Genomic DNA, 25,395 nt, shown 5'->3' with positions numbered 1-25,395 from the left:
TAGCCGATCGGTATTTATAAAATTATATAAATGCCGGTAGGTTATATGTCATTCAGGTAATTATTTAAAAACTGTGCCATGGCACTTAAATTGCCTCGAAACATATGTGCCTTATTGTTACAGCGGTGCGTTCTATTTAGTAATTCTTTACCCGCGGGGAGCTGAACGCTATTCGCCATGAGCGCCATTGAATCTGCTTTTTTGAATCTGGCTTATCCGCCGCGACTCGATCTTGGGCCGCAGCTTACGCACGAACAATTGCTCAGCTCGATGCAGTCGACCATGGCACGGCACAAGGGCGGGCCGGTGTGGCTGTTCGCGTACGGCTCGTTGATCTGGCGTCCTGAATGCGCGGCAGTAGAGCGAGTGCGCGGTCGTGTGCATGGCTACCATCGCGGTTTGTACCTGTGGTCCCACGAACATCGCGGCACGCCGGAAGTGCCGGGGCTGGTGTTTGGTCTGGATCGCGGCGGCTCTTGCAGCGGTTTTGCTTATCGCTTGCCCGAAGAACAACTCGAAGCTTCGCTGTATGCGTTGTGGCAGCGCGAGATGCCATTTCCGTCCTATCGCCCACACTGGCTCAACTGCCGACTTGAAGACGGAAGCCAGGTTCAGGCGTTGGGATTCGTGTTGGAGCGGCACCTGCCCAGCTATGCCGGCAACTTGCCGGATCATGTGTTGAGCCACGTATTCGAAAACGCTTGCGGGCGTTACGGCACCACTCGCGATTATGTCGAGCAGACCGCCAACGCCCTGCGTAGCCACGCCATGCCAGACCGGAATCTGGAGGCGCGGCTCAAGCGCTGCAAATCAACGCCTGATCAGGCGATTGCTTCGCGGCTCTGACTGGCGACTTGCTTGTGCCACAGTGTCGGCGCCAAGAAGGCCATCGCAAGGATACATGCGCCGATCAGCAGGACGAAACCGCCGTCCCAGCCGAAGTGGTCCACGGTGTAGCCCATCGCTGCACTGGCCGCGACCGAACCACCCAGATAACCGAACAGACCCGTGAAGCCCGCTGCCGTACCGGCGGCTTTCTTCGGCGCCAACTCCAGCGCTTGCAAGCCGATCAGCATCACCGGGCCGTAGATCAGGAAGCCGATCGAGACGAGCGCGATCATGTCGACGGTCGGGTTGCCAGCCGGGTTGAGCCAGTAAACCAGTGTCGCCACGGTCACCAACGCCATGAACACCATGCCGGTCAGGCCACGATTGCCACGGAAAATCTTGTCCGACATCCAGCCGCACAGCAGCGTGCCCGGAATGCCCGCCCACTCGTAGAAGAAATACGCCCACGAGGTTTTATCCACGGTGAAGCCCTTGGCTTCCTTGAGGTAGGTCGGTGCCCAGTCCAGCACGCCGTAGCGCAGCAGATAGACAAAGACGTTGGCCAGAGCGATGTACCAGAGCATTTTGTTGCGCAGCACGTATTTGACGAAGATTTCCTTGGCGCTGAATTCTTCTTCGTGACTGGCGTCGTAGCCTTCCGGGTAGTCGTTCTTGTACTTCTCGATCGGTGGCAGGCCGACCGATTGCGGGGTGTCGCGCATGGTGACGAAGGCAAACACCGCCACCGCCATGGCGACCGCTGCCGGCACATAAAACGCCGCGTGCCAGTCATTGAACAAGCCCATGCCGAGCAGGAACAACGGGCCGATCAGGCCACCGCCAACGTTATGCGCCACGTTCCACAGGGACACCACGCCACCGCGTTCCTTCTGCGACCACCAGTGGACCATGGTCCGTCCACTCGGTGGCCAACCCATGCCTTGAGCCCAGCCGTTGATAAACAGCAGGATGAACATGATGGTCACGCTGGACGTCGCCCAGGGCGCAAAACCGAAAATGAACATCACACCAGCCGACACCAGCAGGCCGAACGGCAAGAAGAAGCGCGGGTTGGAACGGTCGGAAACAATGCCCATCAAGAACTTGGACAGGCCGTAGGCGATGGCAATCGCCGACAACGCCAGGCCCAGCTCACCGCGGGTGTAGCCCTCTTCGATCAGATAGGGCATGGCCAGGGAGAAGTTTTTGCGCAGCAGGTAATAACCGGCGTAGCCAATGAAAATACCGGCGAAGATCTGCCAGCGAAGGCGTCGATAGGTGTTGTCTATTTTTTCTTCAGGCAAAGGAGCCTGATGTGCGGCAGGACGAAAGAAAGCAAACATTCAAGAGCTCCAGTTTTCTTGTTTTGACTGCGGATGCGAATGTTACAGTTTCGTTACCGAAAATAGCACCGGTTTGCAGTGACCAAACAGCGGAAATGCTGGAGATCGCATGTTCTTTTATGAACATGTCGCTCAGGTATAAATGAAGGACGTTGTAGGAAACATTACCTGCGAGCCTTCATGCGGCTTTTTTCGTGCAACGTAGGGCGAGGGCTTGGGAAATGTCCTGCGTGCGAATAGGAAGCCTTGGCGTTCAGTTTCCCCCGCTTGAGCTTTAACCTATGCGCTGATGCCAAGTCTGGCGGTTCAGTCGCGAAGGGAGATGTTATGCGGTGGTTGGTGTGCTTGCTGTTGCTTGTGGTGTCCATTGTTAGCAGGGCTGGCGGGGTATTTCTGATACCTGAGCACAATCCCAAGCCGATTTACCCGAGTCAGCTTCAACGGGCCGGGGTAATCGGAGACGTCCGGGTCAGCTTTATCGTCAACGCTGATGGTTCGGTCAGCAAGGTGAGTATTTTGCAAAGCGACCATCCTGAGTTGGCGGAAGCGAGCAGAGTCGCGGTAGAGCAGTGGCGGTTCAAACCGTGGACGGTCGAAGGCGACAAACCTAGCGAGCAGGGAGTCATCGCTCCATTGACGTTCCGACTGGATCTGGACTCACCTATTCATACTAACCAGTGGCTCAAAAAATTGAGGTGTCGCGACGTCAATGAGGAGCTGCTCAATATCCCGGAGTACGCATGGGTTGATTCCACGCCGTTTCATTACACCCGGGCTTATCTGTCGAACGTGTTTCATATCACCCAATTGCCGAATGAAAAGCGCCTGGAGCTGATCGCCAAGCTGAACAGGAAGGTGCCGATCATTGCCAGGCAATGCCTGAATAACCCGGTTTCCCGGTATGTGAGGTTTTTGCCGGAGGACATTCGCAAGATGCTTTAGCTTTAAAACAGACAGCGTCACCGTCGAGGACGATGACGCTGTTTTATTTGTTTCGATTTACTCTGGCTTGAAGCCGGGCTTGCCGTTTGCTTTGCGCCACTCTTTGATGTTGTTAAGTATTCCCGTAGGTGAGTTTTCAACGCCTTTTTCAGGGTAGAAAAGAATATCTGTACCGTCTGGATGTTCAGATGCATCTACTATTTTATGAACAATAGTATCCAGCTCTTCTTCGGATGAGTAGTCTCCGTCGAACAACTGATTAATTATTTTTAGAAATTCGGATTCCGTGTATTGATCGTATGGTTTATTTGAATTCATAACGATTCACCATTGTTTTTTGAATGCACTGCAATATGAGATTTTGGAGTTGTAATAACCATGTTGTCAATATTGTAGACCTCACCACCTCTTTGGATTGGATTTACATGGTGAATTTCGAATTTTTCTCGTCCCCTAACTTGTTCTCCACGAGGAGCATAGGGCGAGTATCCATTCTTCATTATCGCGTTGTTTAGAGGGCTCAGTTGCTTGCTTAACTCTGGATCATTTGACACGGCCCCCCAAAATCCCTCCCTGAATTTATCAAAATTCCTGAAGTCCTGACCACGCAATTGATCCGCGATTTGAGCAGGAATCGGAGCTCCGCCTGCTTCCGTTGCACTCCCTAACCAGTTCTCTCCGACCGTTTGTCCTACGCCAGTCGCCGTCCCAGGTTCATACCGTGGGCCAGTCCGACTTAGCATCACATAAACGGGCTCTATCCCAGACTCTTCCGGAAACCACAAAATGTAATCGTCGGAATCGGCCTCGTCACACGTTGGATGGTCGTCGATTCGACCTTCTACCTGTGTGACTCTGGCACCAGGATAAATCCTGATACCAGTTTGATCGGAAGGTAATTCCGTTGAGCCTAGGGCGTCACCGCCCGGTGCGTTGTTGGGCGTCCATGTCAGGGTTCTTGGAAGAAGGCCTTCGGTCGTAAAGGTGTAGAGATTGTTCAATGGATCAAGTTTTACTTTTCTAACTCGGATCCAGTGGGACAGTCTTCCACCGGTTTCGGAGAGATAGAGCTGTGTGTGTTCTCCGCGAACTGACGACACCGCTCGAAACGGTATAGTTACGTTGCCATTACTGGGTAGGTATGAGTAGTCCTCGTCTTCGTCATCATTGGGAAGTTGAGACAGTGGGATACTCAGTGCCACAGGATTGCGTTGCAGTTCGCCATTCCCAACCGAAGGTGAATAGAATACTGATCCAAACAACATTGCTATTGGTGTACGTCCTATTGCATCCGCTGTTTTATTCAGTAAATCGACGGCCCCTCCAAAGGAAATGGGCAGATTTTCATACCCAGCGATCAAGCCATCGGGAGTGGTCACTAAAGGCTTTACGGAGGCTTCAGCACCTCTCACGGCAGGCAGGCTTAAGTTTTCTATTTGATATTTTTTTCGAATCAATGCATCGATGTCGCTTTTTACTTGCCTTAGCGAGGCCCAGCGACGACTGCTCCTGTGGTAACCGAAACCCGGCCCAGCTATTCGGTCCGCTCTAGTTGCCTCCTGGTTTAGAGCAGACAGTTCAAGGCGTTTTTTTTTCAGCCACTGCAGTCTTTGGTCTATATCATCGGGATGGCTCGCGCTGAGTTGCTGATACATCTCATCGAACCGATCTGCCAACTCAGATGCGATTTTTTGTTTCGTTTCTCGTTCTGCTCGACGCGCAACAGCCAGCGCTTCTGCTCGTTCCAGTGCTTGCCGATGAGCCTCCTGCTCGGCTGCAATTCGTCGTTGTTCCTGTAGACGTTGAGCCTCCTGCTCGGCTGCAATACGTTGCTGTTCTTGTAGCAGTTGAGCTTCCTGCTCGGCTGCAATACGTCGCTGTTCTTGTAGACGTTGAGCCCCTTGCTCGGCTGCAATACGCAGCTGTTCTTGTAAACGTTCTGCTTCCTGGGCACGAGCGATAAGGCCAGAAAAAGAGTTGGTTGTCTCGGTCAAGTATCGAGCGGTTTCTGAATGAAGAAGTGACACATGGTAGTCTTGCCAGCGTTTGCCCAGGTTGGTGTTCGCCTGTAAATACACCAGGTTTCTAAGTGCTTCGAGTTCAGGTTTGCTCAGCGGCGAACTAATGGCGGGATTGGCTGTTGCATAAGGTCCGATAGCTGCCTGCTCAGATGCGATAATTTTGTTTATCGTAGTTCTGTAATTTGTAAGAGATTGAGAAAGTGTAAGTTGGCCTATCACACCCATAGTTGTAGAAAACTTTTCCAGAAGAAAAGACGGTAAAAGCTGGAAGCGGATGTTTGTTTCCTGATTGATAACCGAGACTCTCTCAGCCACAATGGACGTCGAACCAGCGTCGGCCTGGTTTCTTCTTGCGGCCAACCCGTCTAATTGATTGGCTAGTATATTCGCCTGCAGTGAAGTGCGTTTTAGCTCTAATGCTGAGCGATACGCCTTGTCTATAGCTGAATATGCAGCGGAGACGTCAGGAGGGGACGTCTCCAAGCTGTCTCTTATTTTGTTAAAGGATAGATCCTTCATTAAGAAGAACGGATTGTGACCATAAAGTGAGTAAGCGCTTTGCGTATGAGCTTGATACTCTAACGCTTTTGATTGGATTGTTTGAATAGTTGTTTCTTGGTCTATTTTTGCTGTTTCACTCACGGAAGGATAACGGGTGCCTTTGGCTGCTTGTCTTGCTTGTTGTATTTCGCTATTGGTCCTCTCTGCAAGTCTATTGAATGTTTCGATATATTCGCTATCAATATATGATGTGTTTGTTTTCTGCTCATGCATCAGGTCATCCCATATGAGAGGTGTAAGCGGGCTAAGCTTTCCTGATCCTTGACTGGTGCCTCTATGGGGGCCTTCAGTTAAGCCCCAGTTTCCTGAAAAAAATCTGTTTTGATCGAGATTTGAGAATTTTACTGCGCTAACGGATATAGGCGCTAATTCGTATGAGTTTGGGCCTGTTTGAATATGAGGTCCTAAGTATTTGTTGATGTCGGACATATGACCTATCCATGTCGATAATTCCATTTGTTTAAACACCCTGAATCAGGGGTCAGCATGATTTACAGATTTTTTGGAGAGTTTTGGGTTCATGCAGTCACTCCTTTTTTCTGTAAAACATAAAGTTGCCGTAATCTTTAGCGGTGAATGCGGTATATATTTATCGCCAAACTAATTTTTAAGTTAATTAAGCAGGTTTTCTTGAGTCCCTTGAAACCATCTAAATAAAAAGGCCAGAACAACCTCGGCAGTTGTTCTGGCCTTTTTGTGCCCGGCGTAGATTCAGCGAACCTGCACCACCACCTTCCCGACCGCCTTGCGCTGGCCCAGATCATTGATCGCCTGTGCCGCATTGCTCAGCGGATACACCTGCGACACCAACGGCTTCAACTTGCCCTCGGCAAACCAGCCAAACAACTGCTGGAAGTTCGCCGCGTTGTCCTGTGGCTGGCGCTGGGCGAACGAGCCCCAGAACACGCCGACCACCGCTGCGCCTTTGAGCAGTGCGAGATTCACTGGCAGTTCGGGGATGCGGCCGCTGGCAAAGCCGACCACCAACAGGCGGCCGTTCCAGGCGATGGCGCGGATGGCCTGGTCGAACAGGTCACCGCCCACCGGGTCATAGATCACGTCGGCGCCCTGGCCGTCGGTCAGGCGTTTGATTTCGTCCTTGAGGTTGGTTTCGCTGTAGTTGATCAGCTCGTCGGCGCCGGCAGCCTTGGCCACGGCCAGTTTTTCGGCGCTGCTGGCGGCGGCGATCACGCGGGCGCCCATGGCTTTGCCGATTTCCACGGCGGCCAGGCCGACGCCGCCGGAAGCGCCGAGTACCAGCAACGTTTCACCCGGTTGCAGGTTGCCCCGTTGCTTGAGCGCGTGCATCGAGGTGCCATAGGTCATGCTGAATGCGGCGGCGGTGTTGAAGTCCATGGACGGTGGGATTGGCAGCACGTTGTAGCCCGGCACCGCGACCTGTTCGGCGAAGCTGCCCCAGCCGGTCAGGGCCATGACTCGGTCACCGACTTTGAGGTGGCTGACCTTTTCACCCACTGCGCTGACCACGCCGGCCGCTTCGCCACCCGGGGAAAACGGGAAGGGCGGTTTGAACTGGTATTTACCCTCGATGATCAGCGTGTCCGGGAAATTCACCCCGGCGGCGTGCACGTCCAGCAGGATTTCATTCTTCTTCGCGACAGGGCTGGCGACGTCTTCCAGCACCAGCGATTCGGCAGGGCCGAAGGCTTTGCACAGCACGGCTTTCATCAGGGCTATTCCTTTGGGAGTGATGGCCGATAAGTGTAGGTGTGTGAGTCGTTGGGTCAACGAGCATGCCCGACCCTGATAGTCAGCCATAAGCTTGTGCTTGAGCGGCGGGTCGTTATGCTTGGCCGCAAACCGGATAAGGAGCGAATTGTGAAAGCGTGGATCATGTTGTTGCTGGCCCTGTCTCTGCCCGTGGCAGCGATGGCCGAAGAAGCCAAAGAAGGCGTAGCGCCGAAGGTCAATTACATCACCCTGAGCCCGCCGTTCGTGGGCAACTATGGGTTGGACGGCACGCCGAAGCTCAAGGTCTACAAGGCTGATGTGGCGTTGCGCGTGACCGGAGATGAGGCGACCAAGCTGGTGAAAGCCAACGAACCGTTTATTCGCAATCAGCTGGTGGCGCTGTTTGCCCAGCAGACGACCGAGACGATGAACAACGTCGAGGCCAAGGAAAAGCTGCGCCAGGAAGCCTTGAAGCAGACCCAGCAAATCATGAATGACGAAACCGGCCAGCCGGTGGTTGAGGATCTGTTGTTCAACAACCTCATTATTCAGTAAGTCTTTCGTTGTCCGGGCTGGCCTCTTCGCGAGCAAGCCCGCTCCCACAGTGATCCGTGTCGTTCACAAATCTCCTGTGGGAGCGGGCTTGCCCGCGAAGGCTTTATTACAGTCGCTACAGGGCTCAGGCCCGCAACGCATTCACCGCCGTCCACTGTTCAGCCGTCACAGGCATCACAGACAGCCGACTACCTTTCTTCACCAATGGCATTTCGGCCAGCGCCGTCTGCTGTTTCAGATAATCCAACTTCAGCACCTTCGCAAACGTCTCGACGTGAGCGACATCGATCGCACTCCAGGCGTTTTTCTCTGCTGTTGCCTTTGGATCGTAGTAATGACTTTCAGGCTCCAGCGCCGTCGGGTCCGGATACGCGGCTTCGACAATCTTTCCGATCCCGGCAATTCCGGGTTCAGGGCAGCTGGAGTGATAGAAGAAAAACTCGTCGCCTACCGCCATGGCCCGCAAAAAGTTACGCGCCTGATAGTTGCGAACCCCGTCCCAGCGCGCTTTGCCAAGCTTCTCCAGACCTTTGATCGACAGTTCGTCGGGCTCGGATTTCATCAGCCAGTAGGCCATGGTTTTTGCTCCTTGCGAGGTGAGTGGGCAAGTTGTCGGTCAATTTTATGACAAACCGACGGTCGGTTGACGCCAGTGTTTGCGTGTCGGTTCACGTTGTCGCAAAATGCCGGCCTTCTAAGCTTGACGCTGCTGCACCGCCTACAACGGAAACCGCTGCTGTCATCGTGTTGATGTGCCTTTGGGGGGCAATCGATGAAACGCAAACCGGATTTACTATGGATTTTGGTTATTTTGTTCGGCCTGGGCGTCGTGACCACTGGCTATGCCCAAAGCCTGTGGAATAACAAGACCGATGCACCGATCGAGATCGCGCAGCAACAGCAGCCGTCGGCCTTCAAGCGCTGACCTGTCTTTTCGACGCCGCTGATTCCAGTGGCGTCTAGCCTGCGTAATACCACGCCTTGTCTGTAACCGTTCCTTGCAACGGCACATCCCAGCTCGCCTGCGCCAGCCGCGGCACCTTCTGACATTCATGGGCCAGCCCTAACAGCGTCGGCTTGCGCCAGTTTTTGCGCCGCGCCAGATACGCCAGGCTTCGATCGTAGAAACCGCCGCCCATGCCCAGGCGTCCGCCGACATCGTCAAAACCCACCAATGGCAACAGAACCAGATCCAGTGCCCAGACTTTGCGTTGTCGGGCGAGGTTGTGCCGGGGTTCGAGAATACGGAAACGGTTGGGTTTCAGTTTTTCGCCGGGGCGAATTCGCTGGAACACCATTTTGGTTCGCGGCCAGGCACTGAGCACCGGCAGATAGGTTGCCTTGCCCCGGCGCTGAGCGGCACGCAACAGCAAGCGCGGATCGATTTCACCGTCGGTGGGCAGATAGAGAGAGATGTGTTTGGCGCGGCGAAACAATGGCTGCTGGGCCAATTGCTTGTACAGCCCGCGAGCTGCCTGGCGCTGCTGACTGGGTGTCAGTGCGCGGCGGGCCTTGCGCAGCATGCGTCGAAGTTGCGGGCGGGGTAGCAACGCAGGTTCGGTCATGAAAAGGGCTCGCGGGTCGGGTACGTAAAGCGTACCCGTAAAAAAGCCGATGCCGGTATTTAAACCGGCATCGGACTGGAATCAGGCTCCCCGGATGAACCGCTGCTGACTTAGCCCTTGAACCCGAAAGTTCAAGGTGGAAGATGCAGTAGGCTTTAAGGCTTTCCGTCTAGCGGACATGCACACCAGCCCAACGTGCAACTTCCAGGGTAGTGCGAATCGGCTCAGGGACGTGGTCAACTGGCAAGCACCCCAGGGAGTGTTGCGAGTATACCCCAAGCGGTTCCGCGTTTCAGCCCTTGGTGACATCCGGATCGGTAGCGAGCACCAGATCGACGCGGTCCAGCAGGTCGCGAACCTGTTCGCGGGTCGAACCGCTGGCCTGCACATCCGGGCTTTCTTGCTTGTGCAAAAGATCGTGGGTGATGTTCAGCGCGGCCATCACGGCGATGCGATCGGCGCCGATGACTTTGCCGCTGCTGCGGATTTCGCGCATCTTGCCATCCAGGTAACGGGCGGCGCTCACCAGGTTGCTGCGCTCTTCCTGGGGGCAGATGATCGAATACTCTTTATCGAGGATCTGCACGGTAACGCTATTGCTTGAACTCATGAGTCTTGCTCCAGGGCCTTGAGGCGCGAAATCATCGATTCGACCTTACGCCGGGCGATTTCGTTCTTTTCAATGAGGTGCGCGCGTTCCTCGCGCCAGGTCTTTTCCTGAGCTAATAGGAGTCCGTTTTGACTCTTTAGTTGCTCGACGCGAGTAATTAGCAGTTCGAGTCTGGCCATCAGCGCTTGCAGGTCGGTGTCTTCCATTGTGTCCACTGAAATTGTGCTTGATGAGTGGTAGCTGGCGGACAGCCTTTAATAGTCTTGGCGAGTCTGTCGATGTAGGATACAAGGCCTTCATTCTAGACATAGCGCCGTCTGGCGCCTAGCTGCCCATGCCCATTCAGAATTCCCCGTACAAAGCCTTCGCCACCCTGCTGACTTCCAGCGGTCACAATGTCTCGCCAGCCGAATTGCATGGCTTGCTGCTCGGTCGCAGTTGCGCCGGCGCCGGTTTCGATGCCGAAGGCTGGCTGATTGATGCCGCCGAGCTGCTCGAAAGCGAACCGCAAGATAATGTCCGCAATGCCTTGATCGGCTTGCAGGAGATGGTCAAGGGCGAGCTCACCGGCGACGACGTGACCGTCGTTCTGCTGCTGCCGACCGATGACGAGCCGCTGGCTGATCGCGCCGCTGCACTCGGCCAATGGTGTCAGGGCTTCCTCAGCGGTTTCGGCCTCAATTGCCGTGACAGCAGCATGCTGAGCACCGAGGCCACCGAAGTACTGCAGGACCTGGCGGCGATTTCCCAGGTACAGGACGCGCTGGAAGAATCCGACGACGGCGAAAGCGATTACATGGAAGTCATGGAGTACCTGCGCGTCGCGCCGCTGCTGCTGTTCACCGAGACCAAAAAACCGGCCGAGCCGGCTGCCGCCAAACCGTCGTTGCATTAATCTCGAGCCAGGGAAAGCCATCTGCCCATGATTCATATCCCGAAATCGGAATACAGCCGTCGCCGCAAGGCCCTGATGGCGCAGATGGAACCCAACAGCATCGCTATTCTGCCCGCCGCAGCGGTTGCCATTCGCAACCGCGACGTCGAGCACGTCTATCGTCAGGACAGCGACTTCCAGTACCTCAGCGGTTTTCCCGAGCCCCAGGCGGTCCTCGTTTTGATGCCTGGGCGTCTGCATGGCGAATACATCCTGTTCTGCCGTGAACGCAACGCCGAGCGTGAGTTGTGGGACGGCCTGCGCGCCGGGCAGGAAGGTGCGATGCGTGATTTCGGTGCCGACGATGCGTTTCCTATCACCGATATCGACGACATCCTTCCGGGCCTGATTGAAGGTCGCGACCGGGTGTATTCGGCCATGGGCAGCAACCCGGAATTCGATCGGCACCTGATGGACTGGATCAACGTGATCCGCTCTAAAGCGCACCTTGGCGCCCAGCCACCGAACGAATACGTTGCTCTGGATCATCTGCTTCACGACATGCGCCTGTATAAATCGGCAGCAGAAGTGAAGGTGATGCGCGAGGCCGCACGGATTTCCGCCCAGGCGCATATCCGCGCAATGCAAGTCAGCCGAGCCGGTTTGCATGAGTTCAGCCTGGAAGCCGAGCTCGATTACGAGTTCCGCAAGGGCGGGGCGAAGATGCCGGCCTACGGTTCGATCGTCGCGTCAGGGCGCAATAGCTGCATCCTGCATTACCAGCAGAATGACGCCGTGCTCAAAGACGGTGATCTGGTGTTGATCGACGCCGGTTGCGAGATCGATTGCTACGCCAGCGACATCACGCGCACCTGGCCAGTCAACGGCAAGTATTCAGCGGAGCAGAAGGCGATCTACGAGTTGGTGCTGGCGTCGCAAGAAGCCGCGTTTGCCGAAATCGCCCCGAACAAACACTGGAATCAGGCGCACGAAGCCACGGTTCGCGTGATTACGGCCGGCCTCGTGAAACTGGGCCTGTTGCAGGGTGACGTCGACGAGTTGATCGCCAGCGAAGCCTATAAGGCGTTTTATATGCACCGGGCCGGCCACTGGCTGGGCATGGATGTGCATGACGTCGGCGAGTACAAGGTCGGCGGCGAATGGCGCGTGCTGGAGGTCGGCATGGCGCTGACCGTGGAACCGGGCATCTATATTTCCCCGGACAACCAGAACGTGGCGAAGAAATGGCGCGGCATTGGCGTGCGCATCGAGGACGACGTAGTGGTGACCAAAACCGGTTGTGAAATATTGACTCGCGGCGTGCCTAAAACGGTCGCCGAGATCGAGGCCTTGATGGCCGCTGCACGGACACAAGCGGCATGAGTCGAGTCAATCTGGCAATCATCGGGGGTGGTCTGGTTGGCGCCAGTCTGGCGTTGGCGTTGCAGGAAGGGGCCAAGGCCCGTGGCTGGAAGATCGTACTGATCGAGCCATTTGCCCCCGGCGACACCTACCAACCGAGCTACGACGCCCGCTCTTCGGCGCTGTCCTACGGCGCCCGGCAGATTTATCAACGGCTGGGCGTGTGGCAGGAAATCTCCCGCCGCGCCGAGCCGATCAAGCAGATTCATGTTTCCGACCGCGGACGTTTTTCCACGGCGCGACTGTCGGCGATGGAAGAGGGCGTTCCGGCGCTGGGTTACGTGGTGGAAAACGCCTGGCTTGGCCAATGCCTCTGGCAGGGTCTGGACAAGGATGTGATCAGTTGGCGTTGCCCGGCGGAAGTCACGCGCATGGAACCGCTGACTGATGGCTATCGCCTGACGCTCAATGACGAAACCACCCTGGAATGCGACCTTGCGGTGCTGGCTGATGGCGGCCGTTCCGGCCTGCGCGAGCAACTGGGGGTCGGCATCAAAAAGCGCCCGTATAACCAGAGCGCACTGATCGCCAACATCACCCCGAGCGAATCCCACAACGGCATGGCGTTCGAGCGTTTCACCGACGATGGCCCGATGGCGTTGTTGCCGTTGCCGGACAACCGCTGTGCCCTGGTCTGGACCCGTCTGGGCATGGACGCGCAACGGCTGGCGGCGCTTGATGAACGAAGCTTTCTCAGCGAGTTGCAGGGCGTGTTCGGTTATCGCCTTGGCACCCTGAAACAAGTGGGCGCACGGCATCTGTATCCGCTGTCGCTGATCGAAGCTGAAGAGCAAGTACGCCCGCATCTGGCGATTCTCGGCAACGCCGCTCACAGCCTGCATCCGATTGCCGGCCAGGGTTTCAACTTGTCCCTGCGCGATGCCCAGGCATTGGCGGACGCCTTGCTGGCCAGCGAGACTTCGCCGGGGGACTTCGCCACCTTGCAGGCCTATCGCGAACGCCAGCGTCTGGATCAGAACCTGACCGTGGGTTTCTCCGATCAGGTCACCCGCCTGTTCGGCAGCACCCAGCCGCTGGTTTCCCTGGGGCGCAACATTGGCCTGCTCGGCCTCGATTTGTTGCCGCCGGCCAAACGCTGGTTCGCACGGCAGGCCATGGGCTTGGGTACGCGTCCCGATGCTTAAGTGGTTGACTGACAAGTTCGGCAAAGCCCGATTAATGCGCTGGGCGATGAGCTTCTATCCACCGTATCTTGGCGCCGGGGTTCGCATTCGGCACATCGCCGATGATTTCCGCGAAGTCCGGGTGTCCATGGGCCTGGGCTGGTACAACCGCAATTACGTCGGCACTCAGTTCGGTGGCAGCCTGTATTCGATGGTCGACCCGTTCTTCATGCTGATGCTGATGGAAAATCTCGGGCGCAAGTACATCGTCTGGGACAAAGCGGCGGACATCGATTTCATCGCGCCGGGCAAAGGCCCTGTATTCGCCCATTTCACGATCGACGAAACCTTGCTCGATGAGATCCGTCGGCAGACAGCGAATGGCGAAAAATACCTGCCGCAATTGCAGGTCGATATTCACGACGGCGCCGGCACGCTGGTGGCGCGAGTCGAGAAAACCCTTTACGTGCGGCTCAAGCCGCAAGCGAGACAGGCTTAAAGCATGGAAATGCGCGCAGATCTGCTGATTGTCGGGGCCGGAATGGTTGGCAGCGCCCTGGCGCTGGCGTTGCAGAACAGCGGGCTGGAAGTCCTGCTGCTGGACGGTAGCCCCATGAGCGTCAAACCGTTCGATGGGCAGGCACCGTTTGAACCGCGGGTGAGCGCCTTGTCGACTGCCAGCCAGCGGATTCTCGAACGCCTGGGCGTCTGGGATGGCATCGCCAATCGACGCAGCAGTCCTTACACCGACATGCACGTCTGGGACGGCAGTGGCACCGGGCAGATTCATTTCTCCGCGACCAGCGTGCACGCCGACGTATTGGGGCACATCGTCGAGAACCGCGTGGTTCAGGATGCCTTGCTCGACCGCTTGCACGACTGCGATCTCGGGATGCTGGCCAATGCGCGTCTGGAACAGATGCGTCGTTCCGGCGATGACTGGCTACTGACCCTGGCCGATGGCCGCACGCTGCGCGCTCCGCTGGTGATCGCCGCGGACGGTGCCAACTCGGCAGTACGGCGCCTGACCGGTGTTGCGACTCGCGAGTGGGATTATTTGCACCACGCGATCGTCACCAGCGTGCGCAGCTCAAAGCCTCATCAGATGACGGCCTGGCAGCGTTTCACCGATAACGGCCCGCTGGCGTTTCTGCCGCTGGAGCGGGACGGTCAGCAGGATTGGTGTTCGATCGTCTGGTCGACCACGCCGAGCGAGGCCGAACGCCTGATGGCGCTGGACGAAGAAGGCTTCTGCAAGGAACTGGAGCGGGCCTTTGAAGGACGACTCGGCGCGGTACTCAGCGCCGACCCACGTCTGTGCGTGCCGCTGCGTCAGCGCCATGCCAAGCGTTATGTGGCTGAGGGCCTGGCGTTGATCGGTGATGCGGCCCACACCATTCACCCGTTGGCCGGGCAGGGCGTGAACCTCGGTTTTCTCGATGCTGCGGTGTTGGCCGAAGTGCTGCTGCAAGCGGCTGAGCGTGGCGAGCGCCTGGCGGATGCAAAAGTGCTTAGCCGTTACGAGCGTCGGCGCATGCCGCATAACCTGGCGTTGATGGCGGCGATGGAAGGGTTTGAGCGGTTGTTCCAGGCTGATCCGCTGCCGGTACGCTGGTTGCGTAATGCCGGGTTGAAGATGGTCGACCAGATGCCTGAGGCCAAGGCGTTGTTTGTGCGTGAAGCACTGGGGTTGATCGGGGACTTGCCGGCACTGGCCAAGGCCTGAGATTTCCGGTGGGGATGATGGCCTCTTCGCGAGCAAGCCCGCTCCCACAAGGGATGCGGGCAACTGTGGTAGCGGGCTTGCAGCTCAGTCACCACTCATCTCGGGCTGTGCAACATCTGGTAACGCCTCCACAAACTGTTCGATTGAGAACGTAAATGTGAGTCCTTATCATTTGGCCTCATTCATTCAATCGAGAGACCGCTCCCATGTTGGCACCCAAGCGTCTATTGACCGCACTGGCCCTGACCCTGATCGGCAGCACCGTCGCGCAGGCCGCCGACGAGGTGGTGGTTTACTCCTCGCGGATCGATGAACTGATCAAACCGGTTTTCGATGCCTACACCGCGAAAACCGGCGTGCAGGTGAAGTTCATCACCGACAAGGAAGCGCCGCTGATGCAGCGCATCAAGGCCGAGGGCGAGAACGCCACCGCCGATCTGCTGCTCACGGTCGATGCCGGCAACCTTTGGCAAGCGGAGCAGATGGGCATTCTCCAGCCGTTCACCTCCAAGGTGATCGACGCCAATATTCCGCTGCAATACCGCTCGTCTGCCCACGCCTGGACCGGCCTCAGCCTGCGGGCGCGGACCATCGCGTACTCCACCGATCGGGTGAAACCCGGCGAGCTGACCACTTACGAAGGTCTGGCCGACAAGAATTGGGAAGGTCGCTTGTGCCTGCGCACGGCGAAGAAGGTCTATAACCAGTCCCTGACCGCCACCATGATCGAAGTCCACGGCGCCGATAAAACCGAGAAAATCCTCAAGGGCTGGGTGAGTAACCTGTCCACCGACGTGTTCTCCGATGACGTCGCGGTGCTGGAAGCGATCAACGCTGGCCAGTGCGACGTTGGCATCGTCAACACCTACTACTACGGTCGCCTGCACAAGCAGAAACCTGACTTGGCGGTGAAGCTGTTCTGGCCAAACCAGGGTGACCGTGGCGTCCACGTCAACCTGTCGGGCATCGGCCTGACCAAACACGCTCCGCACCCGGAAGCGGCCAAGGCTCTGATTGAATGGATGACGACCCCTGAAGCGCAGAAAATCTTCGCTGATGTGAACCAGGAGTTCCCGGCCAATCCTGCCGTTCAGCCTTCCGCTGAAGTGGCGAGCTGGGGCAAGTTTGTCGCCGATACATTGCCAGTGGAAATCGCCGGCAAGCGTCAGGCTGAAGCGATTCGCATGATGGATCGGGCTGGCTGGAACTAAAGCTACCGTTATACTGCGCGCCTTTGCAAAACTGATCGTTCCTGCGCTCTGCGTGGGAACGCATCCACCGACGCTCCGCGTCGAAGCGTGACGCAGAGCGTCATCAGATGTGTGCCCACGCAGAGCGTGGGCACAATCATTTCTGTTGATCCACACCCCTGAGAGCTTTTCCTTGGCCCACCCCGCCCAACGCCGCTGGTATCCCCTGGTCTTCGCCATCGCCGCGCTGGTCCTGCTCCCCCTCAGCGTTTTGCTGTTGTCATGGCAATCCATCGATCAACAGATCTGGTCCCACCTCTGGGACACGCAAATGCCGAGGTTGCTCGGCAACACACTCACCCTGGTCATCGGCGTCGGTGTTGGCGTAACGCTCTTGGGTGTAAGCCTCGCTTGGCTCACCAGCCTCTGCGACTTCCCCGGTCGGCGTTGGCTGGACTGGGCGCTGATGTTGCCCTTCGCGATACCGGCCTATGTGCTGGCGTTCGTCTTCGTCGGCCTGCTGGATTTTGCGGGCCCCGTGCAAACCCTGCTGCGCGAATGGTTCGGCACTGGCCTGCGGCTACCGCGAGTACGCTCCACGGGTGGGGTGATTCTGGTCTTGGTGCTGGTCTTTTATCCGTATGTTTATCTCTTGGCACGCACGGCTTTCCTGGCGCAGGGCAAAGGCCTGATGGAAGCGGCGCGCGTCCTTGGGCTATCCCCGTTGCAAGCCTTCTGGCGCGTCGCATTGCCGATGGCGCGACCGGCCATTGGTGCTGGCGTGGCGCTGGCGCTGATGGAAACCCTCGCGGATTTCGGCGCGGTGTCGGTGTTCAATTTCGACACGTTCACCACCGCCATTTACAAAACCTGGTACGGGTTTTTCAGTCTCTCAACCGCCGCGCAACTGGCCAGCCTGTTGCTGTTGGTGGTGATGGTCGTGCTCTACGGTGAACGCCGTGCTCGCGGGGCTAACCGGGCGAGTAACGAACGACCGCGGGTCAAGGCGCTGTATCACCTGCGCGGCGTCAAAGCGCTCGCGGCCATGAGTTGGTGCGGTCTGGTGTTCGCTTGTGCCTTTGTCATTCCGATGCTGCAGTTGGTGGCGTGGTTCTGGCAGCGCGGGCGCTTCGATCTGGATGAGCGTTACGCCGGGCTGATCGTTCATACCTTGTACCTGGGCGGTATGGCGGCGTTGATCACCGTCAGCGTTGCCTTGGTGCTGGTGTTTGCTCGACGACTGGCGCCGACACGGGCGATCCGTTCCGGGATCAGCCTGGCCAACCTCGGTTATGCCTTGCCGGGCTCGGTGCTGGCGGTGTCGATCATGCTGGCGTTCAGTTACCTGGACCGCGAACTGGTCATTCCGCTTTCGAGCTGGCTCGGTGGCGCTGGCAAGCCATTGCTGCTGGGCAGTCTGGCGGCGTTATTGCTGGCCTATCTGGTGCGTTTCATCGCCGTGGCTTATGGGCCGCTGGAAAGCAGTCTGGCGCGAATACGGCCTTCTTTGCCCGAAGCGGCACGTAGCCTTGGCGTCAGTGGGCCACGACTGTTTTTCAAAGTGTATCTGCCGTTATTGCTGCCCGGCACATTGAGCGCCGCGTTGCTGGTGTTCGTCGATGTGCTCAAGGAAATGCCCGCGACCCTGCTGATGCGCCCGTTTGGCTGGGACACGCTGGCGGTGCGGATCTTCGAAATGACCAGTGAAGGCGAGTGGGCGAGGGCGTCATTGCCGGCGCTGACCCTGGTTTTGGTCGGGCTGCTACCGGTCATCGGATTGATTCGACGTTCGGCGCATCGAAACACCTAGGTGTCAGTCCTACACCTTGAGGCTACAATGCGCGGCATTCGGTGCGGTCCGTCTGACAGACCCGGTAGCTGAAATCGGCTGAAAGCCTTTTATTTCAAGGATTTCACTCGGTACAGCACCCGTCCGCACCTTCGCCACGCCCGGAAGGAGAAGCCCATGGGACAGCGTACGCCTCTGTATGACCTTCATCTCGCCCTCGGCGCGAAGATGGTCGATTTTGGCGGTTGGGATATGCCTCTGCATTACGGCTCGCAAGTCGAGGAACACCATCAGGTGCGCCGCGACTGCGGGGTTTTCGATGTATCCCACATGACCGTGATCGATATCAGCGGTGCCCAGGCCAAGGCCTGGCTTCAGCATTTGCTGGCCAATGATGTCGAACGTCTGCACAGCCCCGGCCGTGCCTTGTACAGCACCATGCTCAACGAGCGCGGCGGCATCGTCGACGACATGATCGTTTACCGCCTCGAGGACGGATATCGGCTGGTGGTCAATGCCTCCACCCGCAATCAGGACCTGGTCTGGATGCAGGCTCATCTCGACGGCTTCGATGTGCAGCTCAACGAGCGCTCCGAGTTGGCGATGCTGGCCATTCAAGGTCCACAGGCTCGGCACAAGATCGCAGAACTGGTCACCCAGTCCCGTGGCAATCTGATTCAACTCCTCAAGCCTTTTGAAGGCCAGCCAGACGGTGACTGGTTTATCGCCCGCACCGGCTACACCGGCGAGGATGGCCTGGAAATCGTGCTGCCAGCCAATCAGGCACCCGGCTTTTTCAATGATCTGGTGGGAGCGGGCATCTCGCCGATCGGCCTTGGCGCGCGGGATACCCTGCGTGTCGAAGCGGGAATGAACCTCTACGGTCAGGACATTCACCAAGACGTTTCACCGCTGGCTTCGAACATGGCCTGGAGCATTGCCTGGGCACCGGCCACTCGCCAGTTCATCGGTCGCGCTGCCCTGGAAGCCGAAAAAGCCGCGGGCGTGCAGCACAAACTGGTCGGTCTGGTCCTTGAGGAACGCGGTGTTTTGCGCGCTCATCAAGTGGTCCGCATCGCCGATGTTGGCGAAGGGGAGATCACCAGTGGTAGTTTCTCTCCTACGCTTAGCAAGTCGATTGCACTGGCGCGCGTGCCAATGGCGACTGCCGACCGCGCTGAAGTGGAAATCCGTGGCAAATGGTACCCGGTCCGAGTGGTCAAACCGACCTTCGTACGCCATGGCAAAACCTTGATCTAACCTTTTCTGGCGGGCAACAACCGCCGACATTTTTCTTGAGGATACAGAACATGAGCGATATCCCTGCTGACCTGCGTTTTGCCGAAAGTCACGAATGGGCCCGCCTGGAAGCCGATGGCACCGTCACCGTGGGCATCAGCGATCACGCTCAGGAAGCCCTGGGTGACGTGGTGTTCGTTGAGCTGACCGAAGTCGGAACAGTCTTCGCTGCCGGTGATCAATCCGGTGTGGTGGAGTCGGTTAAAGCCGCGTCCGACATCTACTCCCCGGTTGCCGGTGAAGTGATTGCGATCAACGAAGAACTGAGCGCTAACCCTGAGTTGCTCAACTCCGACCCGTACGGTGCCTGGATCTTCAAGCTCAAGCCAAGCAACGCTGGCGATCTGGACAAGCTGCTCGATGCGGCTGGCTACAAGGCCGCTATCGGCGAGTAAGCGTTCAGCGTTACCCCCAAAGCCCCGACCTGTCGGGGCTTTTTTGTCTCTGTCTTTGTGGGAGCGGTTCGCTGTTGGCAGTGGCTGCTATGCTGGTTTGACCGTGTTGCATCGACGTTGAGCGCCAGTCAAGAGAGAGCCCGTCATGTCCCAGTTGCCGTCCTTGAGCCAGTTACGCGATCCCAATGCCTTTCTTCGTCGTCACCTCGGGCCCGATGCCGCCGAGCAGCAGGCGATGCTCGACAGCCTCGGCCTCGGCACCCGGGTTGAGTTGATCGAGCAGACAGTGCCGCCGGGAATCCGCCTGAACCGGCCCCTCGATCTGCCGCCCGCCCTCGACGAAGAGGCCGCGTTGGCCAAGCTGCGCGGTTATGCCGAGCAAAACCAGGTCTGGACCAGCCTGATCGGCATGGGCTACCACGGCACCCTCACGCCGGCCGTCATCCTGCGTAACGTGCTGGAAAATCCCGGTTGGTACACCGCCTATACGCCCTATCAACCGGAGATCGCCCAGGGCCGGCTCGAAGCGCTTTTGAATTTCCAGCAATTGACCATCGACCTCACTGGCCTGGAACTGGCCAATGCCTCGCTGCTGGATGAAGCCACCGCGGCGGCGGAAGCCATGGCGCTGGCCAAGCGTGTCGCCAAGTCCAAAAGCAATGTGTTCTTCGTCGACGAAAACTGCCATCCGCAGACCATCTCCGTGGTGCAGACCCGAGCCGAAGGCTTCGGCTTCGAGTTGATCGTCGACGCTGTGGATAACTTGAAGCAACACCAGGTGTTCGGCGCGGTGCTGCAATATCCCGACACCCACGGCGAGATACGCGACCTTCGGCCGTTGATTGATCATCTGCATGCCCAGCAAGCCCTGGCCTGTGTCGCAACCGACCTGCTGAGTCTGTTGTTGCTGACGCCGCCGGGAGAACTGGGCGCCGACGTGGTGTTCGGCTCATCCCAGCGCTTCGGCGTGCCGATGGGCTACGGCGGACCGCACGCGGCATTTTTTGCCAGTCGTGATGAGTTCAAACGGGCCATTCCCGGGCGGATTATTGGCGTGTCGAAAGATGCTCGCGGCAATACCGCCTTGCGCATGGCGCTGCAAACCCGCGAGCAACACATCCGCCGGGAAAAGGCCAACTCGAACATTTGTACCGCCCAGGTGCTGCTGGCCAATATCGCCAGTTTCTATGCGGTCTACCATGGCCCGGAGGGGCTCAAAAGAATTGCCCAGCGCGTTCACCGGCTGACCTGCATCCTCGCCGCCGGGCTGGAAAGAAACGGCATCACCCGCCTCAACTCACACTTTTTCGACACCCTGACCCTGGAAGTCGGTGGCACCCAGACCGCGATCATCGAAAGCGCCCAGGCGGCGCAGATCAATTTGCGCATTCTCGGACGCGGGCAACTGGGGCTGAGCCTCGACGAAACGTCTGATGAAACGACCGTGGCGAAGTTGTTCGATGTATTCCTGGGCGCCGATCATGGGCTCAACGTCGACGAACTCGATGCTGAAACCCTGGTGCCCGGAATCCCCGAAGGGCTGCAGCGCACCTCGTCTTATCTGCGTCACCCAGTGTTCAGCGCCCATCACAGCGAAACCGAGATGCTGCGTTACCTCAAGCAGCTGGAAAACAAGGATCTGGCGCTCAACCAATCGATGATCCCGCTCGGCTCCTGCACCATGAAGCTCAACGCCACCGCCGAGATGATCCCCATCACCTGGCCGCAGTTCGCCAACTTGCATCCGTTCGTGCCAAAAGAGCAGGCGGTCGGTTATTCCCTGATGATCGAGGAGTTGGAGCGCTGGCTCTGTGCAATCACCGGTTTCGATGCGATCTGCATGCAACCCAATTCCGGCGCCCAAGGCGAATACGCCGGGTTGCTGGCGATTCGCAAATATCACGAGAGTCGGAATCAGGGCACCCGGGACATCTGCCTGATCCCATCCTCGGCCCACGGCACTAACCCGGCTTCGGCGCAAATGGCCGGGATGCGCGTGGTGATCGTCGAGTGCGATGAGGCGGGCAACGTCGATCTGGAAGATCTGAAAGAAAAAGCCGCCGCCGCCTCGGACAAACTCGCCTGCCTGATGGCGACTTATCCTTCGACCCACGGTGTGTATGAGGAAGGCATCAGCGAGATCTGTGAGGTTATCCACAGCCACGGCGGCCAGGTTTACATGGATGGCGCCAACCTCAATGCCCAGGTCGGACTGGCCCGGCCGGCGGACATTGGCGCCGATGTATCCCACATGAACCTGCACAAGACCTTCTGCATCCCCCACGGCGGGGGCGGGCCGGGCATGGGGCCGATCGGAGTTCGTGCACATTTGGCGCCGTTCGTGGCCAACCACCCGGTGGTGCCGATTGAAGGTCCGTTGGAGCAGAACGGCGCAGTCAGCGCAGCGCCCTGGGGTAGCGCGAGCATTCTGCCGATCAGCTGGATGTACATCGCCATGATGGGCCCGCAACTGGCGGATGCCAGCGAAGTGGCGATCCTTGCCGCAAATTACCTGGCGCAGCACTTGTCCGGTGCCTTTCCGGTGCTCTATACCGGGCGCAACGAACGGGTGGCCCACGAATGCATCCTCGACTTGCGGCCACTCAAGACGCTGACCGGGATCAGCGAAGAGGACGTTGCCAAGCGCCTGATGGACTACGGCTTCCATGCACCGACCATGTCGTTTCCGGTGCCGGGCACGTTGATGGTCGAACCCACCGAAAGTGAGTCCAAGTCGGAACTCGACCGTTTTATCGGGGCGATGCTGAGCATTCGCGCAGAAATCACCGAAGTGCAGAACGGCAACTGGTCGGCCGAAGACAACCCGCTCAAGCGTGCGCCGCACACCCTGGCCGACATCACCGGGGTTTGGGAGCGGCCCTACAGTATCGAGCAGGCGGTGACGCCGGATGCGCACACCAAGGCTCACAAGTACTGGCCGGTGGTGAACCGGGTGGACAATGTTTACGGAGACCGCAATTTGTTCTGCGCCTGTGTCCCGGTGGATGACTACCGCTGAAACCTCAGGCAACACAGGACCAATGTGGGAGCGGGCTTGCTCGCGAATACGGTTTAACATTCAACATTGATGTCGCCTGACACACCGCTTTCGCGAGCAAGCCCACTCCCACAGGGGTTTGCATCAGGCAAAAAAATGCCGCTCATGAGAGCGGCATTTTTGTTTAGCGGTAAATCTTATTCCGAAGCGACGGCATTCTTCGCCAGGATCGCGTTCGCCAGTTCCATGTCCGTAGCCTGCAGGCCCGGGTTGTCGGCGCGGACTTTCTGCATCGCGGCTTCCAGGTAAGGGCCGCGGATGCCGCCGTCACTGGCGACAAAGCTGCCGGCATCGTCCTGCGCGGCAACCATCAACTTGTGATCCTTGAAGGTCAGGTAGGTCGAACCGGTGGTTGCACCGGACGAGATGACGTTACGCCAAAAGCTATCGGCCATCGCCGAACCGACTGGAAGGGACAACAGGGCGATGGTAGCGACAGCAAGTTTGAGACGCATGATGGGTGACTCCACTGGGGGTTAACTACGGCGTTGGATCGCCAATCCCCCAATCGAGTTCCATTACGCGGGATGAGGATTCACTTCTGTTCACTCTGCGGTGTCACCCGCAGCACCTCTTCAATCGTCGTCAAACCCGCCGCCACTTTCTGCGCCCCCGACAGCCGCAGGCTGCGCATGCCTTCCTTGAACGCCTGGCGCCGCACCGCCAACAAGTCGGTATCGGGATTGATCAGCGCTTTAACGCCGTCAGTCAGCTGCATGATTTCGTAAACCCCGGCGCGCCCGCGATAGCCGGTGTCGCGACACTCCAGGCAGCCGATGGCGCGCTGGGCGTTGCTCGGCAGGGGCGCTTGCCAGGGTTTGGTCAGGGTTTGCCAGTCGTCTTCACTCAGGGTCAGCGGCGCCTTGCAGTGCGGGCACAAGGTGCGGACCAGACGCTGGGCCATGACGCCGAGCACCGTGGCCTTGATCAGGTAATGCGGCACGCCGAGTTCCAGCAGGCGGCTGATGGCGCTCGGCGCATCGTTGGTGTGCAGCGTCGACAGCACCAGGTGACCGGTGAGTGCCGCCTGAATCGCCATCTCGGCGGTTTCGAGGTCGCGGATCTCGCCGATCATGATGATGTCCGGGTCCTGTCGCATCAGGGCGCGCACACCGGCGGCGAAGGTCAGGTCGATATTGTGCTGGACCTGCATCTGGTTGAACGCCGGTTCGACCATTTCAATCGGGTCTTCGATGGTGCAGAGGTTGACCTCCGGCGTCGCCAGTTTCTTCAGCGTGGTGTAGAGCGTGGTGGTCTTGCCCGAACCGGTGGGCCCGGTGACCAGGATGATGCCGTTGGGCTGGCGGGTCATGTCCTGCCAGCGACGCAGGTCTTCGGCGGAGAAACCCAACTGATCGAAATCCTTGAGCAGCACCTCAGGGTCGAAGATCCGCATGACCATTTTTTCGCCAAATGCCGTGGGCAATGTCGACAGCCGCAGTTCGACCTCGCCACCGTCCGGGGTCTTGGTTTTCACCCGGCCGTCCTGGGGTTTGCGCTTTTCCGCGACGTTCATCCGCCCCAGGCTTTTCAGGCGGCTGACGATCGCCATGGTGACCTGCGGCGGGAATTGATAGACGTTGTGCAGCACGCCATCGATGCGAAAGCGCACGGTGCCTTGCTCACGCCGGGGTTCGATGTGGATATCGCTGGCCCGCTGCTGGAATGCGTACTGGAACAGCCAGTCGACGATGTTGACGATGTGCGCGTCGTTGGCGTCCGGTTCCTGGTCGCTGGCGCCGAGATTGAGCAGCTGTTCGAAGTTGCCCAGGGTGTTGGTCTGCTGATCGGCGTTGGTCGCGCCGCTGACCGATTTGGCCAGGCGGAAAAACTCCACGCTGAAGCGCTGGATGTCCACCGGATTGGCGACCACGCGCTTGATCGGCAGCTTCAACACGTGGGTCAGGTCGGCTTCCCAGCCGTTGACGTACGGCTGGGCGCTGGCCACGGTCACCGCGTCACGGTCGATGGAGACGGCGAGAATCTTGTGGCGCTGGGCGAAGGCGTAGGACATCAGCGGCGTAATCGCTGCAACGTTGATTTTCAGCGGATCGATGCGCAAGTAAGGCTGGCCGGCCTGCTGGGACAACCACAGGGTCAGGCTTTCCAGATCGAGATGTTTGCCGGGACGACTGAGGTCGTCCAGGTGTTGGCTGGCAATGAACTCCAGCGGGTGCATCTGGCCACTGGCCGCATGGCGGCGACGGGCATTGAGTGCGTGTTCGGCCGAGTCCTGGCTGATAAAGCCTTGGGCGACCAGCTCACGCAGCAAATCATTGAGATCCAGCCAGCGGTCCTGAATGGCAAGTTGAACGGACATGCGGGCTCCTCATGAACAACAGTTCGCAAAGGATAGTCGCGGACCCGCCGACCGTTGGGCCACTACCCGACGAAGCCGTGT

The 25,395-nt window shown here is 58.1% G+C and carries 24 protein-coding genes and 1 other RNA gene; 14 read left to right on the top strand and 11 right to left on the bottom strand.

Annotated elements, in window-relative coordinates; all coding sequences use genetic code 11:
- The first annotated feature begins 177 nt into the window (after positions 1-177).
- Positions 178-846, top strand: coding sequence for a gamma-glutamylcyclotransferase (locus ACA055_RS28910; protein ID WP_497681633.1), 669 nt, complete (start codon positions 178-180; stop codon positions 844-846).
- Here ACA055_RS28910 and glpT read toward each other — a convergent pair.
- On the bottom strand, positions 822-2,171 hold the full coding sequence (glpT, locus tag ACA055_RS28905; protein ID WP_497681632.1) for a glycerol-3-phosphate transporter: 1,350 nt from the start codon (positions 2,169-2,171) through the stop codon (positions 822-824). The two genes, ACA055_RS28910 and glpT, sit on opposite strands and share 25 nt — an antisense overlap.
- A gap of 327 nt (positions 2,172-2,498) precedes the next feature.
- On the opposite strand from glpT, the gene ACA055_RS28900 reads away from it, so the two are divergent.
- A complete protein-coding gene (locus ACA055_RS28900) occupies positions 2,499-3,113 on the top strand; it encodes an energy transducer TonB (RefSeq protein ID WP_497681631.1) in 615 nt (204 codons plus the stop codon).
- A 57-nt stretch (positions 3,114-3,170) separates the two neighbouring features.
- Here ACA055_RS28900 and ACA055_RS28895 read toward each other — a convergent pair whose 3' ends face one another.
- The 3 genes from ACA055_RS28895 to ACA055_RS28885 all read right to left on the bottom strand — a co-directional run bounded on the left by ACA055_RS28895 (position 3,171) and on the right by ACA055_RS28885 (position 7,384).
- Complete coding sequence (locus ACA055_RS28895) at positions 3,171-3,431, bottom strand: bacteriocin immunity protein (protein WP_497681630.1); 261 nt, start codon at positions 3,429-3,431, stop codon at positions 3,171-3,173.
- Positions 3,428-6,151, bottom strand: a complete 2,724-nt coding sequence (locus ACA055_RS28890) for a pyocin-S2/colicin E7-DNase domain-containing protein (RefSeq protein WP_497681629.1) — start codon at positions 6,149-6,151, stop codon at positions 3,428-3,430. Before ACA055_RS28890 ends, ACA055_RS28895 begins: the two co-directional genes overlap by 4 nt.
- A gap of 255 nt (positions 6,152-6,406) precedes the next feature.
- Positions 6,407-7,384: an NADPH:quinone oxidoreductase family protein gene (locus ACA055_RS28885; RefSeq protein WP_315866798.1), complete on the bottom strand. Its 978-nt coding sequence runs from the start codon at positions 7,382-7,384 to the stop codon at positions 6,407-6,409.
- A gap of 150 nt (positions 7,385-7,534) precedes the next feature.
- Here ACA055_RS28885 and ACA055_RS28880 point away from each other — a divergent pair, with 150 nt between their 5' ends.
- Complete coding sequence (locus ACA055_RS28880) at positions 7,535-7,942, top strand: flagellar basal body-associated protein FliL (RefSeq protein ID WP_497681628.1); 408 nt, start codon at positions 7,535-7,537, stop codon at positions 7,940-7,942.
- Between the two features lie 124 nt (positions 7,943-8,066).
- Here ACA055_RS28880 and ACA055_RS28875 read toward each other — a convergent pair whose 3' ends face one another.
- Entirely contained in the window at positions 8,067-8,519 is a 453-nt protein-coding gene (locus tag ACA055_RS28875; RefSeq protein WP_497681627.1) for an EVE domain-containing protein, read from the bottom strand.
- A gap of 195 nt (positions 8,520-8,714) precedes the next feature.
- On the opposite strand from ACA055_RS28875, the gene ACA055_RS28870 reads away from it, so the two are divergent.
- Positions 8,715-8,867 (top strand): hypothetical protein, encoded by a 153-nt coding sequence (locus ACA055_RS28870; RefSeq protein ID WP_007942433.1) that lies wholly within the window; start codon positions 8,715-8,717, stop codon positions 8,865-8,867.
- Between the two features lie 34 nt (positions 8,868-8,901).
- Here the strand turns inward: ACA055_RS28870 and ACA055_RS28865 are convergent, their stop codons facing one another.
- The 4 genes from ACA055_RS28865 to ACA055_RS28850 all read right to left on the bottom strand — a co-directional run bounded on the left by ACA055_RS28865 (position 8,902) and on the right by ACA055_RS28850 (position 10,323).
- The gene (locus ACA055_RS28865) at positions 8,902-9,507 is read right to left on the bottom strand and encodes a 5-formyltetrahydrofolate cyclo-ligase (protein ID WP_497681626.1); all 606 of its coding nucleotides are present in this window, start codon (positions 9,505-9,507) and stop codon (positions 8,902-8,904) included.
- Between the two features lie 83 nt (positions 9,508-9,590).
- Positions 9,591-9,769: non-coding RNA, 6S RNA (gene ssrS, locus ACA055_RS28860), on the bottom strand.
- A gap of 30 nt (positions 9,770-9,799) precedes the next feature.
- The gene (locus ACA055_RS28855; RefSeq protein WP_497681625.1) at positions 9,800-10,117 is read right to left on the bottom strand and encodes a cell division protein ZapA; all 318 of its coding nucleotides are present in this window, start codon (positions 10,115-10,117) and stop codon (positions 9,800-9,802) included.
- Positions 10,114-10,323 carry a TIGR02449 family protein gene (locus ACA055_RS28850; protein ID WP_007982902.1) on the bottom strand — a complete coding sequence of 70 codons (210 nt, stop codon included), beginning with the start codon at positions 10,321-10,323 and terminating at the stop codon, positions 10,114-10,116. The genes ACA055_RS28855 and ACA055_RS28850 overlap by 4 nt, the downstream gene beginning before the upstream one ends.
- A 128-nt stretch (positions 10,324-10,451) precedes the next feature.
- On the opposite strand from ACA055_RS28850, the gene ACA055_RS28845 reads away from it, so the two are divergent.
- The 10 genes from ACA055_RS28845 (at position 10,452) to gcvP (ending at position 22,955) form a co-directional block, all read left to right on the top strand.
- Complete coding sequence (locus tag ACA055_RS28845) at positions 10,452-11,012, top strand: YecA/YgfB family protein (RefSeq protein ID WP_497681624.1); 561 nt, start codon at positions 10,452-10,454, stop codon at positions 11,010-11,012.
- 27 nt (positions 11,013-11,039) lie between these two features.
- Positions 11,040-12,374: a Xaa-Pro aminopeptidase gene (gene pepP, locus ACA055_RS28840; RefSeq protein WP_497681623.1), complete on the top strand. Its 1,335-nt coding sequence runs from the start codon at positions 11,040-11,042 to the stop codon at positions 12,372-12,374.
- Entirely contained in the window at positions 12,371-13,558 is a 1,188-nt protein-coding gene (gene ubiH / locus ACA055_RS28835; RefSeq protein WP_497681622.1) for a 2-octaprenyl-6-methoxyphenyl hydroxylase, read from the top strand. The genes pepP and ubiH overlap by 4 nt, the downstream gene beginning before the upstream one ends.
- A complete protein-coding gene (locus ACA055_RS28830; RefSeq protein WP_497681621.1) occupies positions 13,551-14,036 on the top strand; it encodes a DUF4442 domain-containing protein in 486 nt (161 codons plus the stop codon). The genes ubiH and ACA055_RS28830 overlap by 8 nt, the downstream gene beginning before the upstream one ends.
- Positions 14,037-14,045: 9 nt before the next feature.
- Positions 14,046-15,263, top strand: coding sequence for a 2-octaprenyl-3-methyl-6-methoxy-1,4-benzoquinol hydroxylase (locus tag ACA055_RS28825; RefSeq protein WP_497684510.1), 1,218 nt, complete (start codon positions 14,046-14,048; stop codon positions 15,261-15,263).
- 206 nt (positions 15,264-15,469) lie between these two features.
- The gene (locus tag ACA055_RS28820) at positions 15,470-16,474 is read left to right on the top strand and encodes an extracellular solute-binding protein (RefSeq protein WP_497681620.1); all 1,005 of its coding nucleotides are present in this window, start codon (positions 15,470-15,472) and stop codon (positions 16,472-16,474) included.
- Between the two features lie 172 nt (positions 16,475-16,646).
- Positions 16,647-18,263 carry an ABC transporter permease gene (locus ACA055_RS28815; RefSeq protein WP_497681619.1) on the top strand — a complete coding sequence of 539 codons (1,617 nt, stop codon included), beginning with the start codon at positions 16,647-16,649 and terminating at the stop codon, positions 18,261-18,263.
- A gap of 156 nt (positions 18,264-18,419) precedes the next feature.
- Positions 18,420-19,502 carry a glycine cleavage system aminomethyltransferase GcvT gene (gene gcvT, locus ACA055_RS28810; protein ID WP_497681618.1) on the top strand — a complete coding sequence of 361 codons (1,083 nt, stop codon included), beginning with the start codon at positions 18,420-18,422 and terminating at the stop codon, positions 19,500-19,502.
- 50 nt (positions 19,503-19,552) lie between these two features.
- The gene (gene gcvH, locus ACA055_RS28805; protein WP_033060614.1) at positions 19,553-19,936 is read left to right on the top strand and encodes a glycine cleavage system protein GcvH; all 384 of its coding nucleotides are present in this window, start codon (positions 19,553-19,555) and stop codon (positions 19,934-19,936) included.
- Positions 19,937-20,081: 145 nt separating this feature from the next.
- Positions 20,082-22,955: an aminomethyl-transferring glycine dehydrogenase gene (gcvP, locus tag ACA055_RS28800; protein ID WP_497681617.1), complete on the top strand. Its 2,874-nt coding sequence runs from the start codon at positions 20,082-20,084 to the stop codon at positions 22,953-22,955.
- A gap of 176 nt (positions 22,956-23,131) precedes the next feature.
- On the opposite strand, the gene ACA055_RS28795 is transcribed toward gcvP, so the two are convergent.
- Complete coding sequence (locus ACA055_RS28795; protein ID WP_497684509.1) at positions 23,132-23,452, bottom strand: DUF2388 domain-containing protein; 321 nt, start codon at positions 23,450-23,452, stop codon at positions 23,132-23,134.
- Between the two features lie 77 nt (positions 23,453-23,529).
- The gene (tfpB, locus tag ACA055_RS28790; protein WP_497681616.1) at positions 23,530-25,314 is read right to left on the bottom strand and encodes a type IV pilus assembly ATPase TfpB; all 1,785 of its coding nucleotides are present in this window, start codon (positions 25,312-25,314) and stop codon (positions 23,530-23,532) included.
- Between the last annotated feature and the right edge of the window lie 81 nt (positions 25,315-25,395).

The sequence above is a fragment of the Pseudomonas sp. LBUM1657 genome, from assembly GCF_059716075.1.
The sequence above is the reverse complement of the archived record's forward strand: the minus strand, read 5'-3'. Positions and strand labels throughout refer to the sequence as shown.